This is a genomic window from Paenibacillus antibioticophila, from assembly GCF_000455265.1.
Lineage (GTDB): Bacteria > Bacillota > Bacilli > Paenibacillales > Paenibacillaceae > Fontibacillus > Fontibacillus antibioticophila.
Map to the genome: position 1 here is coordinate 609,955 of NZ_HG005140.1, position 13,267 is coordinate 623,221.

The window sequence follows — 13,267 nt, forward strand, 5'->3', positions numbered from 1 at the left end:
CACCAGCTGTGCAGCACCCTCGTTGACATCGGCAAAGTCTGGATCGGTGTCGAGGAATTCGAAGCCGTTCCCGGCCTGGCCGAGAGCGTCGTGATCGTCGAAGGCGTGAGCTTCCTGAATGATGTCCTGTTCTCGGGAATCCTGTTTGCCCTGCTTCCTACCTTGTATCTGGTACCCCGTCTCTATGGAAAAATAGAACCCCTGCTCGGCATCAAGCCCCGGAAAAAAGATACCCAGTACGAGGCGGCAGGCATCATCTCCCCCAAGCTGGTCCTGACCGGGATCCTGCTTGCCTTACTTGCCTTCGGCGCCGAATCCTTGTCCGAGACGGACTGGAACCTCGCCGAATGGGACAGCGGCTGGGCCGATCAGGCCGGCAGCACCGCGATCTGGCTGAGCCTTGGCATTGCCGCTGTCATCGCCGTGATCGTCCTCCTGCTCATGCGTTCCCGCAAGACACGGCAAGGAAACGCCGATACCGGAGCCGGCGGAGGCGTGCCTCATGCCTAATATGCCTGCTTCCTTGCCGCAGGAGCCTGACAACCAAGACCAGCCGCTCATACAGATCTCGAGTGTCTCCTTCACCTATCCCGGCTCAGAGCAGCCGGTGCTGAACGGAGCCACCTTGACCGTGAAGCCCGGCAGCTTCACCGCAATCATCGGCGGCAACGGCAGCGGCAAGTCCACCCTGTGCAAGCTGTTCAACGGACTCATCCCGCATTACTATTCTGGCGACTTTGAAGGCGAAGTCCGCATAGCCGGGCTGTCCGCTCAGGACAGCACTGTCGCCGAGCTCTCGCGCAAGGTCGGCTATGTGTACCAGGACTTCGAGAATCAACTCGTCCGGCCAACCGTGCTGGATGAAGCCTGCTTCGCGCCGCTGAACTACGGGCTGCCCGATTACCGGGCACGGGCTACCCGGGCCTTGGAGCTATGCGGCCTCACCCCGCTGGCGACCCGCTTCATCTGGGAGCTGAGCGGCGGGCAAAAGCATCTGCTCGCCCTCGCCGGCGCCCTGTCGCTGGAGCCGGACATTCTCATCGTCGATGAACCCGTATCCCAGCTCGATCCCCAGCATGCCCGCCAGGTCTATGAGGTGCTGCGGCGCCTGCACCGCATCTATGGCAAGACCATCATCGTGATCGAGCACCATGCCGAGTTTATCGCCGATTACTGCCATGATGTCTGCCTGATCGAGCAAGGGCGCGTAGTGTGGCAGCTTCCCGTTCACGAGGCCTTGAATCGGCTGGATGACTTGCACCGCCTTGGCATCCAGCCGCCGGAGGTCACGCAGACCGCCGCCGCACTCGAGGCTCTGCAAAGTGCTGCCTTGCATGGAGGCGAGCAGAATCAGCAAGAAGCGGTTGACTCGCTGCGCAGCGACCAATCCAACCAACAGGACGCGACGACCTACCCGATTACGACCGAGGAAGCGCAGCGGTACTTTGCGCGTATGCTCTCGGCTCCAATTGAACTCTTCGGGCAGCACAAGCAACAGGATCCAACACCGCCACGGGCATCACTTCCAGCCGCTGAATCTCGCACCGTGATCTCGCTCAAGCAGGCGGCGCTAACCTATAAGACGATCCGCAAGACCGATCATCCCGTCCTGCGCGGCGTCAGCCTGGATATCACCGAAGGCGAGCGGATCGCGCTCGTCGGCAACAACGGAGCGGGTAAATCCTCCCTGCTGCGCCTGATCGCCGGCATCGCCAAGCCGACCGCCGGCACGGTCAGCGTTCTCGGGCAGGATACCCGCAGCATCTCGCTGGAGCAGTTGTCCCGCGACGTCGCCTTCGTGTTCCAGAATCCGGAGGACATGTTCATCGAGGACAGCGTCTACAAAGAAATTGCCCACTGTCTAAACAAGCGCAGCTACGAGGGCGCTGAGGCAACTATCGAGCGCATGCTTCGCGCCTTCCGTCTGGAGGAGCTGCGCGAGCGCGACGCGCGGCTCCTCAGCGGCGGGCAGCAGCGCCGCGTTTCCTTGGCGATTGGCGCCGCGACTACTCCAGCCGTCATGCTGCTGGACGAACCGACCGCCAATCTTGACCTTGCCACGCGCGAGGAGCTGATCAGCACGTTGCAGGAACTGGAGCAGCATGTGCACACCGTGCTCATCGCCACCCATGACATGCAGCTGGTCAGCCGCTGGGCTACGCGCGTCATCGTGCTGCATGAAGGCAGTGTCGCCGCCGACGGAACAGCGGCCGAGGTGTTCGCCGACACCGCGCTGATCCAGCGTGCCGGGCTTGCGTTAACGCAGACAATGGAGCTTTCCGCCGGCCTTAATCTGCGGCCCCATTGCTCCGATCCTGCTGAGCTGGCTGCCCGCATTCATCGCATTCTTTTAGCAAAGGAGTCCCTGCCCCATGGAGCTCGTCCGCAACTGGTTTAGCAAATTTTCCTTAGACCGTATCCAGCTTGAGCTGATGAACACTGCCTATGGCAGCGGCCATGCCTCTCTGTCCCGGCTTGATCCCCGCGGGCTGCTGATCTGGTACCTGTTCTTCGCTATCGTGCCGTGGTTTGTGAACAGCCTGACTGTTCTGGCCGGCATGTGCCTGTTCATGATCGTGACCACCATTCTGTCCCGGGTCACCCCTTTTATCATTCTGGTGCTCTGCCTGGGATTGATCGGTCAGGTCGGATGGCTGTTCATCATTTCGCTGTTCTTCGGCGGTGACATCTCCTCCGCCCTTCCGCTGCTCAAGCTTACATTGAAGCTGTCTGTCGTATCGCTGGCCAGCATCACCGTTTTCTCCGGCTTAGACCCTGAGAAGATCAGCGACGGCCTGCTCGCTCTTGGCATTCCGGCTGCCTTCTCGTTCAGCCTGTCTTACGGCTACCGGATCCTGCCCGTGCTGTTCGAGGAATTCCGCAATGTCCTGTTGTCCTACCGGCTGCGCGGCAAAGCACCTTCACGCCCAGGACTGCTTCACTGGCGAATCGGCGTCTACTATTTAAAACTGCTCGTCTATGCGTTCTTCCCGCTCATGCTGGCGACAGCCAAACGCTCCCGAACCACCGTGGAAGCATTGGAGACGCGCGGCTTCTCCTACGGACTCAACCATCCTGAGGCCAAAAAACTTAAGCTATCTCATTTACGCTTTCAAATGCACGATATCCTGTTTCTGACTGGCTCCGCCGCTTACCTGACCCTGCTGTTCTGGATCGGATAAATACGAGGATAAGCGGCACGCAGCACGAGCCCTACACCATTTTGCGACCCTACTACGAAGGAGTGTTACCGATGCGAATCGATTTGCATACCCATGCCAAGCTGTCCAAAGCTACTATATTCTCCCGGGATTATTACACCGAGATGCTGGCCGAAGCCGCCGGGAACGGCCTGGATGCCGTGGCGCTCACCGAGCATTTCAACACCTACCGCTTCCATGAAGTCTATGAGAACCTGGACCGCATGTACCCCTACAACGGTGAATATTACGAGGCCGGCGCTCTAAAAATCTTCCCGGGCATGGAGGTGGATATCCGCGAGAAGGGCCACATCCTGCTGATCGGACGCAAGGCTGATATTTTAGAAATTCACCAGGCCCTGACCCCTTTTATGCAAAAAAATAACTTCATTCCGTTCAAGCAACTGCTCACCTTGGCCGAGGGCTATCCTTTACTCAAAATCGGTGCGCATCCCTTCCGCGAGTCAACACCGCTGCACCATCTGGACCCGGCGGACCTGCGCCGCCTGGATGCCTTTGACCTCAATGCCAAGGACATGTACGAGTACGGCAATGAACTCAACCGCACGCGCGTGGAGCGCTTCGCGGCCGAGCTCGGCAAGCCGGTCACGGCGGGCAGCGATACCCATCAATGCCTGCAGTACGGCAGCATCTACAATGAACTGGATCAGCCCTGCAACAGCATTGCTGAACTGAAGAAGGCGATCCTCAGCGGCGCCTACAAAATCGCCGTAGCCGACAGCCTGCCTCTCCAGGTGAAGGCCTCCGTCATGCTCAAAAAGCTGCTCAAACGCCTTCTCGTACTGGAAGCCCTGCCGGAGTAACCGAGCAACTAAATAACGGAGTTAGCCCTTCCTCATCTCCCCGCAACAAAAAAAGGCACAGCCTCCATTTCTGGAGCTGTGCCCTTTGTACGTTGTCATAAGAGCGTGTATATGACAAACTATGATTTTGTACGGTTTATCGTACAAAAAACTTTGAAAACTCGCAGAACGAGCTAATTTGTACGAAAAAACATACAATCCCCTCGCTAATTCCCCAGATACACCAATCTTTATACGAAAAATCGTACAACTGCCCCAGTATATCGCCGAATGCAAAATTCTTGTACGAAATTCCGTATAAAACTCCGCCGTACTAGCTTCAATCTAGCTTTAGCTCTCATGAGTTCCGCTTCATTCATACCTTATTCTGGAACCCTACGCCCCGTCCCGTTCCTTCCTGCTTCTTGCTCCCTACTACCTATACCTACTGCTTGTCCCTACTGCTTACCTTGCCACCACATGTTACTGCTTGTATGTTACTGCTTTTATGTTACTGCTTGTATGTTACTGCTTTTATGTTACTGCTTGTATGTTACTGCTTTTATGTTACTGCTTTTATGTTACCGTTCATACTTTACTGCTTATACTTTGCTGTTATACTTTACTGCTTATACCTTACGCGCTGTGCCTTACAGCTCATTTCTTACCGTTATACCCTATAGGCACTGTATCTGGCGCTTACTTTTTCTTCTTGCGGACAAAGGCTGCTGTAGCGTTCCCGCCCTTGCTCTTGCTTTTGCCCTTGCCGCCGCCCTTCTTCTTGCGGGGCTTGTCGCCGCTCTCGCCGGATGCAGCCGGACCGCCGATAAAAATCCCGCTCTCCGAAGTCTTCTTCTTCCGTCGGCGTTCGCCCGAGCCCGAGCCCGACCCGTCGCGCTCACCGCCGCCGGAGCGGTAGCCTCCGCTGTCGCGGCTCAGCGAGGCCGGGCCGGCAGCGTAGCCGCCCTTGCCGGAGCCAAACCCGAAGCTCACTGCCGGCGCGGCACCGCCGCTGCCGGAAGACTCGCTTCGGCGGGCGCTGCGGCCTGTCCCGCTGGCGCCAGCCCCGCTCTTTACGCCGCGGCCCTTCTTGCTGCCTTTGCCGCCGCGTTCACGCTCCCGCTCGCGGCCGCGTCCGCCGCCTTCGCCGCGCTTCCAGGCCAGCCCGTCGCCGCTCCCTTCGTCACGGCGCCGCGGCTCCATGTCGACCAACTCAAAATCAATCGTATGGTCGTCCATATTCACCCGGGCAACGCGGATCTTCACCTCGTCGCCAATCCGGAAGATCCGCGACGACCGCTCGCCGATCAAGGCCATATGCTGTTCATGGAAGTGGTAGTAATCGTCTGTCAGCCCGCTCAGACGAATCAACCCCTCCACCGTGTTCTCCAGCTCAATGAACATTCCGAAGCTCGTCACACTGCTGATAATACCCGGGAACTCCGCCCCGACCTTATCCAGCATGTATTCCGCCTTCTTGAGCTGTTCCGTATCGCGCTCCGCCTCCACGGCGACCCGCTCCCGCTCGGAGGACTGCTGAGCGATGTCCTGCATCCGGCTGGCCAGGTACTCCAGCCGACCCTCTGACAGTCCATCCCCTGCTTCAATGACCTCGCGGATCACGCGGTGAATGACCAGATCCGGGTAACGTCGGATCGGGGAAGTGAAGTGCGTGTAGAACTCTGCCGCCAGCCCGAAGTGGCCGGTGCTCTCGGCATCGTACTTGGCTTGTCTCATCGAACGGAGCATCATCGTGCTGATCACAGTCTGCTCCTTCGTGCCCTGAATATCCTCCAGCAGCGACTGGAGCGCCCGCGGGTGCACCTTGTTGCCCTTGCCCTTCACCGTGTAGCCAAAGTTGGCGACAAATGCCATAAAGTTCATCAGCTTCTCTTGATCCGGGTCCTCGTGAATCCGGTAGATGAACGGCACCTTCAGCCAGTGGAAATGCTCCGCCACCGTCTCATTGGCCGCCAGCATGAACTCCTCGATAATCTGCTCTGCAATCGAACGCTCCCGTTTGATAATATCAATCGGCTTTCCTTCTTCGTCCACAATCACCTTGGACTCCTGGAAGTCAAAGTCCACCGCACCGCGCTTCATCCGCTTGCCGCGCAAGCGTAGCGCGACGTCGCGCATCAGCTTGAAGGTATCCACCAGCTCACTATACTGCTCCGTCACTTCCGGATCTTCATCCTCAAGGATTTTGCGGACATTTGTATACGTCATCCGTTCCTTGGTTCGAATCACACTGGTGAAAATATCATGCTTCACTACCTTCATCTGCTCATCAAACTCCATCTCGCAGGACAGGGTGAACCGGTCCACCTTCGGATTAAGCGAGCAAATCCCGTTTGACAGCCGGTGCGGCAGCATCGGGATAACCCGGTCTACCAGATAGACACTGCAGCCCCGATTGTAGGCTTCCTGGTCCAGCCGTGAGTTCTCCGTTACATAATAGCCGACATCGGCAATATGGACTCCAAGCTGGACATGACCGTTCGGCAGGAGCTCTACATGCACCGCATCATCCAGATCCTTTGCATCCTCGCCGTCAATGGTCACAATCACCTTGTCCCGCAAATCGCGCCGCCCCGACGAGACAATCTCGGCCTCGTCGATTCGCTCCGGCGCAGCTTGCGCCTCAGCCATGACGTCCTCAGGGAACGCCTCCGGCAGCTGATGCTTGCGGATGATCGAGAGAATATCGACCCCCGGATCATCCTTATGGCCGAGGATCTCAATCACTCGACCCTCTGCCGCCGACCGGCCCTCCGGATAGTTGACGATATGAGCGACGACCTTCTCGCCGTCGACCGCGCCGCCGAACCCTTCCTGCGGCACAAAAATATCCCGGTTAATCCGCTTATCATCCGGAATCACAAAGCCATAGGTCTCATGATGCTGGAATACCCCGACGATCTGTGTAACCGCCCGGTTCACGATCCGTACCACTTCGCCCTCCAGTTTGCCGCCGCTGCTGCTGCGCGTGCTGACACGCACCAGCACCGTATCTCCATTCATGGCACTCAGCAGGTCATTCGCATGAATGTACACATCCGGATGCTCCCGGTCCTCCGGAATCAGGAACGCGAACCCTTTGGCATGCGCCTGCAGCCGGCCTTTGACCAGATCCATCCGCTCAGGCACACCGTACCGGTTAGTGCGAGTCAGAATGATTTTCCCGTCTTGTTCCAATGCATTAAGTAGTTTTAGGAAGTCCTTGAATTCTGCCGCCGTCTGGATTTGAAAATGCTCCTCCAGCTCCTGATATGTCATCGGCTTGTACGCCGTCTCCCGCATAAATGCGAGCAATTCTGTCTCTTTAACCATTTAATCACCTCGGCCGGCCTGTCTGCCGGCAATCAAATTATTTCCATGATTTACCCTTCATGTATATACCCTAGTATACACGAAATCAACCCATAGCATCCCTATTCCGGTACAAGCCCATCAAATACAAAAAAGTCCCGCTCCCCAAGGAACGAGACTTCTAATCGTTATATCCAATGATAAATTGCCATTACAGACCCTGTACAATCGCAACGACGATTGCCAGAATGAAGAATCCGACAGCCAGTCCGACGGTTACCCGTTCCAGGACCAGTTCCATGCCGCGCGCTTTCGACTTGCCGAAAAGATGCTCAGCACCGCCGGAGATGGCACCGGAAAGACCCGCGCTCTTCCCCTTTTGCAGCAGAACCACCGCAATCAGACCGATAGAGAAAATAATGAGCAGCACTTCCAAAAAGATATCCATTCAATCCACCTCCTAAGTGAGAACACTTCACACATTACAAAAACAGCAATTTTATTTTATCACAACGAAAAATGAATAACAAGCTATTCCTCTAGCTTCTCCCGCTGTAAAAACAGCCGTGTCCGTTCACGCTGCGGATTTCCGAAGAGCTGCTCCGGCGTACCGACTTCAGCAATCTCGCCTTTATCCATGAAAAAGACCCGATCGGACACCTCGCAGGCAAAGCCCATCTCGTGCGTAACGATGATCATGGTCATGTTCTCCTGGGCAAGCTGCTTAATCACCCGCAGTACCTCGCCGGTCAGCTCGGGATCGAGCGCAGACGTAGGCTCATCGAAGAGCAGAATATCCGGCTGCATCATCAGTGCGCGGGCAATCGCCACGCGCTGCTTCTGGCCGCCTGACAGATTGGCAGGGTACACGTCCGCCTTATCCAGCAGCCCCACCTTATCCAGCAGCTCCATGCTCCGTTTGCGGATTCCTGCGGTGGTATCCTTTTTCAGCGTCTTCGGCGCCAGCTCCAGATTCGCCCGTACGGTCAAGTGCGGAAACAGATTAAAGTGCTGGAACACCATTCCCATCCGGTCAGTGATCGTGCGAATGTCCTTCCCGGAAGCATAGCGGCCATCCTCGACCAAGCCCTGCCCCAGAAGGCGAATCGTACCGCCTGTGACTTCCTCCAAATGAATCAGGCTCCGCAGCATCGTGCTCTTGCCTGAGCCGGAAGGGCCGATCACAGCGATCACCTCGCCCGCCTGAATGTCGAAGGAGACCCCCTTCAACACCTCCAGCTCGTCGAACGATTTTTTCAATTGTTTCACTTCAATAATATGGGTCATGTCCAGACAGTCCTTTTATGAGGGTGAGCTTCACTTAAATGAATAACGCTTCTCCAGCGCCTTGAAAGCAATCGTCAGAACCAGCGTCATCAGCAGATACACAATCGCCGCCAGGAAGAACGGAACAAGCCGCATATCCCGATTCACCGCCGTCTGGGCAAAATAAAGCAGCTCCGGCACAGCGACCGCATACAGCAATGCCGTATCCTTAACTAGAGTGATCGCCTCGTTCGCCGTGGTCGGCAGGACCACTCGGATCATTTGCGGCACAATCACCTTCGTCATCGTCTGCCATTTGCTAAGCCCCAGTACCTGCGCCGCCTCCTGCTGTCCCTTGTCGATCGAGAGCAGCCCGCCGCGGAATATCTCCGCGAAATAGGCCGCGTAATTCAGCACAAAGGCAATGGCCGCCGATATAAAACGATCAAAGACCAAGTACTCCCCGATAACCGGGAGCAGCGGCAGACCGAAGCAGAAGAACAGCACCTGCAGCAGCAGCGGCGTACCGCGCATCACGTACACATACGTATGGGCCAGCCAGGCCAGCGGCTTCACCCGGCTACGCATCAGCAGCGTCACGCCGAAGCCCAGCGGCACCGACAGCACGATCACGGCCAGAAACATCAGGATCGTAGTCTGTGCGCCCTTCAGCATCGGTGGCAATACAGTAAAAATATAATCCCAGCTCATGGACAACCCCTCTATTCTACCCACTCTATCCGCTCTACCAATTACTTGCTCTACTTGCTCTATCCGCTGTGCTCCAACCTATTTCAGCACTTTATCCTCGCCAAACCATTTCGTCGAAATCTCGGCTGCCGTTCCGTCCGCGTTCAGCTCGTCCAGCGCCTTTTGCAGCTCATCCAGTAGAGCTTCGTTGCCCTTCTTGACGCCTATGCCGTATTGCTCAGGAGCGAGCGACTCGTCCAGCAGCTTGAAGGTTCCTTCTTCCTTGGACATATAATACCGCGCAACAACCTCGTCGATGATCACCGCATCCAGCCGCTTCGTTTTCAAATCTGTCAGCGCCAGAACGTTATCCTTGAACTCGGAGGTGTTCACCTTCTCATGCAGCGGGCTTGCCGCCAGGGCATCCGCCGCAGATGATAGAGCCTGAAGTCCAATCTCCTTGCCCTCCAGCTCTGCCAAGGTTGTAATCGGAGATTCCGCCAAAGTAATGGCCACCTGACTATTCTCCAGATATGGCTTGGTGAACAGAACCTTTTCCTTCCGTTCATCCGTAATCGTATATCCGTTCCAGATCAGGTCAATCCGTCCGCTGTTCAGCTCGGACTCCTTGGAAGACCAGTCAATCGGCTGAAAGGTAACTTCCTTTCCCATCTTCTCCGCCGCTGCCCGTGCATAATCAATGTCAAAGCCTACAATTTCGTTCTTCTCATCACGGAAGCCCATCGGAGCAAATTTATCGTCAATCCCGATCACAATGGCATCTCCGTTTTTATTCGCTGAACCGGAGCATCCCGCCAGCGCTGCCATAACCAAGCAAAGCAACAGCAATCCTAATCCTAATTTCTTTCTCATCCCTAACCCCTCCATCTTCAATTCCAGCATAAACGCTTTAGTTCGTTACCACGTTATCAGAGCTTATATCATATCACAGACTGGAGGAAGAGTCGATAGAATGCTAGATAAGTCGGGCTGATATCAGCATACGTTGTGAGCAACGTGTGAAGTGCTCCTTCAGACAAAAAAACTACGCCGCCAGCGGTTAGGTGATGCCTAACCAAAGGGAGCGCAGTTCCAGGATTTAACATGAAAATTAACGTGCATGGAAGGTTGTTTTTTTCGAGATGACAGGCCGTGAATCTCTTGCCGCCGCACCTGTCCGGCTCGGTACACGAGCTCGTACATCATGGGCGGAGACAGCGATGCCTGCCGCCGCTATAAGCAGAAAGCCAAGGTAAATAATCAGCCCGTCCCAACCAAAATGACTGAGGAAGAAGCCGCCAGACATCCCGATCAGGCTGGAACCGCCATAGTAGAACAATAGATAGATGGAAGAAGCTTGCGCCTTGATATTTTTCGAGGCAAGAATCCCCACCCAGCCGCTAGCTACCGAGTGTCCGGCAAAGAAGCCGAAGGCCACCAGGGCAACGCCGGCGATTTTGACCCATAGTCCGCCGACCATCGTCAGAATCATGCCCGCAAGCAGCACCCCCATCGCCAGAGCAATGACGCTTCTCCGGGAATAGCGGTCGGTCAGCTTGCCAAACAGAATCGAGCTGGCGGTTCCGGCCAGGTTGACCACGAATAGGAAGCCGAATATGGTCTGGCTGAGGTTATAAGGAGCCTCCAACAATAGATAGCCAATGTAGTCGAGAATGGAAATATATACACCCATCAGCAGGAAGCCCGTTAGATAGATACGAAGTAAATCCCGATTCAGGAACGCTTGCTTCATGCTCGATAGCCACTGCACAGCAGATTCCCGTTTGCGGGTGAAGTTGCCTGACTCCGGAAGATTCCGCCAGAACCATAGGCTTAGTAGCAAGTTAACTACTCCCAGCAGAATTAAGGCCGTCTTCCAGTTGGTCAAATCCGTCATCGCTCCGACTACAACTCGTCCGATCAAACCGCCGAGCGAGGTCCCCGCTACATATACCCCAACCACCTTGCCAATGGATTCCGGCGAGAATTCCTCGTTCAGGTAAGCCATCGCAATCGAAGGGAAGCCGGCAATACTGATGCCTTGAAGCAAACGCAGTACAAGGAAAATGTAGTAGTTATCGACAAAAGCCGAAGCGATCGCAAAGCCGGAGGACAGCAGCAGCGACAGACTCATCATGCCCTTTCTCCCCCATAGATTAGACAATCGGGAGACGAACAACAGCGCAATCGCCAGTGCCATCGTCGTAACCGATATGGAGGCACTTGCAAGCGCTGGAGATATGCCGTACTCCTCCGTGAACAGGCTGATCAGCGGCTGCGGACTGTACATCGTCGCAAAAGTAACAACACTCCCCAACAGCATGCCAATCGCTGCCCGATGATGCTGCTTGCTGCCTATTTTTATGTAACTCATGGTTGAAAGACTCCTTCGTAGGTTTCTCTTCTCGTTCTCCTGCTTGCTCTATGTTTCTGTCTTGTTTCTATCTCTGTCTCTTTAGCTCTCTACCTCTCTAGCTCTCTATCTTTCTATGACTCTTAAATCCTTCTTTCATTTATAGCGCGATGCTTATCGCAACTATTTTCACAAATCCAACATCCTCAAGTTTAAATCGGATATAATAATATCGTCCAATGAATAATTTACATTGTTTTCATAACCTTAATGTAATAAGAGGAAGAAGGGATCTCAATGGAGTGGCAGCAGCTTGAATACTTTCAGACTACCGCTCAATTAGAACATATTACTCGGGCCGCAGAAGCCCTCTCCATCTCGCAGCCTGCCTTGAGCCGTTCCATTGCAAGATTGGAGCAGGAGCTGGGCGTGTCTTTATTCGAGCGTAACGGGCGGGCTATTGTGTTAAACCGCTACGGCAAGCTGTTCCTGTTACGAGTGAACCGGATCATGAAGGAATATCAGGAAGGCATGCGGGAGATTGCAGAGCTTACCAGCCCGCAGTACGGAGAAGTGTCACTGGGATTTCTGCATACGCTGGGGCCTCAGCTTGTCCCTGAGCTAATTCGCCAGTTCCGGGCCGAATATCCGCATATTCAGTTCCAGCTTCATCAGAGCAACACTCAGACCCTGCTGGACCGGATGATGGACGGCGACATCGACCTATGTCTGACCTCTCTACGTGAGCGGGATACCCCGCAGCAGATTCGCTGGGCATACCTGCGGAGCGAAGAATTGTTCGTGGCGGTTCCTGTAGGACATCCCTTGGCTGAGCGGGGCGCGGTGCGGCTTGACGAGGTTGGTAATGAACCGATCGTCTCTTTTAAAATGGGCTACGGCCTGCGCAAAATCACAGACGACCTGTTCCAGCAAGCCGGGATTCAGCCCAAAGTGACCTTTGAAGGCGAGGAGGTCCATACCATTGCCGGACTGGTCGCCTCCGGGCTAGGCGTTGCCGTCATTCCCGACTTCCAGGGGATCGACCGCTCGCAAGTATCGCTTCTTCCGGTGGAATGGCCGCTCTGCCGCCGCAACATCGGCATGGCATGGATAGAGGGACATTACCTCTCCCCTGCTGCTGAGCAGTTCCGGCAGTTTATCGTCCGGCATTTCGACACGGTTGGCCTCTAGGAGAGATGGCAGGTTACTTCACCATTCATGGAGTGAGTATGGACTCGGGGATATCAGATCCCCTTTGGGTGCAGATCCTTTTGGGGTCCATTCTCTATGGGTGCATCCTCTATGGGTGCAGCCGACTCTCTCTGATCAGCCCATCGATGCTCGCTGACGGATATTTTTAACTCGCCAAACGAATATCTTGGACTTGCTAACGAACCAACGGAGATCTTGGATTCTCTAACGGACATTTTGGACTCTTAGCAGACTTTTTCTCATTGTTCGGAGGTTTAACGGACATTTTCGGCACTTAGGACGCTCAAACGGCTCCGGTTCACTCATTCCTACTCTCTTAGCAGCCAAAATGTCCGTTACAATTCTGGCCTGATCAATATTGGGCTGTAAGAAGACATAATGTCCGTTGATATGAACGAAACCTGTCAAGCGCCTCTGTGGCTCTCTCGTTT

Annotated in this window: 10 protein-coding genes and 1 pseudogene; 5 read left to right on the plus strand and 6 right to left on the minus strand. The window is 55.1% G+C overall.

Annotated elements, in window-relative coordinates:
- The 4 genes and pseudogenes from TX85_RS27650 to TX85_RS16595 form a co-directional block, all read left to right on the plus strand.
- A pseudogene (locus TX85_RS27650) lies at nucleotides 1-510 on the plus strand (cell division protein FtsQ); the annotation flags it as partial.
- Nucleotides 503-2,398, plus strand: coding sequence for an ABC transporter ATP-binding protein (locus tag TX85_RS16585; protein ID WP_233500774.1), 1,896 nt, complete (start codon nucleotides 503-505; stop codon nucleotides 2,396-2,398). The pseudogene TX85_RS27650 and the gene TX85_RS16585, both read left to right, overlap by 8 nt.
- Nucleotides 2,373-3,182, plus strand: coding sequence for an energy-coupling factor transporter transmembrane component T family protein (locus TX85_RS16590; protein WP_044480645.1), 810 nt, complete (start codon nucleotides 2,373-2,375; stop codon nucleotides 3,180-3,182). The genes TX85_RS16585 and TX85_RS16590 overlap by 26 nt, the downstream gene beginning before the upstream one ends.
- A gap of 71 nt (nucleotides 3,183-3,253) precedes the next feature.
- The gene (locus TX85_RS16595) at nucleotides 3,254-4,024 is read left to right on the plus strand and encodes a PHP-associated domain-containing protein (protein ID WP_044480646.1); all 771 of its coding nucleotides are present in this window, start codon (nucleotides 3,254-3,256) and stop codon (nucleotides 4,022-4,024) included.
- A 678-nt stretch (nucleotides 4,025-4,702) separates the two neighbouring features.
- On the opposite strand, the gene rnr is transcribed toward TX85_RS16595, so the two are convergent.
- From rnr to TX85_RS16625, 6 genes are all read right to left on the minus strand, one after another.
- Entirely contained in the window at nucleotides 4,703-7,336 is a 2,634-nt protein-coding gene (rnr, locus tag TX85_RS16600; protein ID WP_044480647.1) for a ribonuclease R, read from the minus strand.
- Between the two features lie 190 nt (nucleotides 7,337-7,526).
- Nucleotides 7,527-7,763, minus strand: coding sequence for a preprotein translocase subunit SecG (gene secG / locus TX85_RS16605; protein WP_044480648.1), 237 nt, complete (start codon nucleotides 7,761-7,763; stop codon nucleotides 7,527-7,529).
- Nucleotides 7,764-7,846: 83 nt separating this feature from the next.
- Nucleotides 7,847-8,602: an amino acid ABC transporter ATP-binding protein gene (locus tag TX85_RS16610; RefSeq protein ID WP_044480649.1), complete on the minus strand. Its 756-nt coding sequence runs from the start codon at nucleotides 8,600-8,602 to the stop codon at nucleotides 7,847-7,849.
- A 30-nt stretch (nucleotides 8,603-8,632) separates the two neighbouring features.
- A complete protein-coding gene (locus TX85_RS16615) occupies nucleotides 8,633-9,292 on the minus strand; it encodes an amino acid ABC transporter permease (protein WP_044480651.1) in 660 nt (219 codons plus the stop codon).
- A 78-nt stretch (nucleotides 9,293-9,370) separates the two neighbouring features.
- Entirely contained in the window at nucleotides 9,371-10,144 is a 774-nt protein-coding gene (locus TX85_RS16620; protein WP_044480652.1) for an amino acid ABC transporter substrate-binding protein, read from the minus strand.
- A gap of 238 nt (nucleotides 10,145-10,382) precedes the next feature.
- Nucleotides 10,383-11,645: an MFS transporter gene (locus TX85_RS16625; protein ID WP_044480653.1), complete on the minus strand. Its 1,263-nt coding sequence runs from the start codon at nucleotides 11,643-11,645 to the stop codon at nucleotides 10,383-10,385.
- 276 nt (nucleotides 11,646-11,921) lie between these two features.
- On the opposite strand from TX85_RS16625, the gene TX85_RS16630 reads away from it, so the two are divergent.
- Nucleotides 11,922-12,815: a LysR family transcriptional regulator gene (locus TX85_RS16630; RefSeq protein WP_044480655.1), complete on the plus strand. Its 894-nt coding sequence runs from the start codon at nucleotides 11,922-11,924 to the stop codon at nucleotides 12,813-12,815.
- Nucleotides 12,816-13,267: the final 452 nt, after the last annotated feature.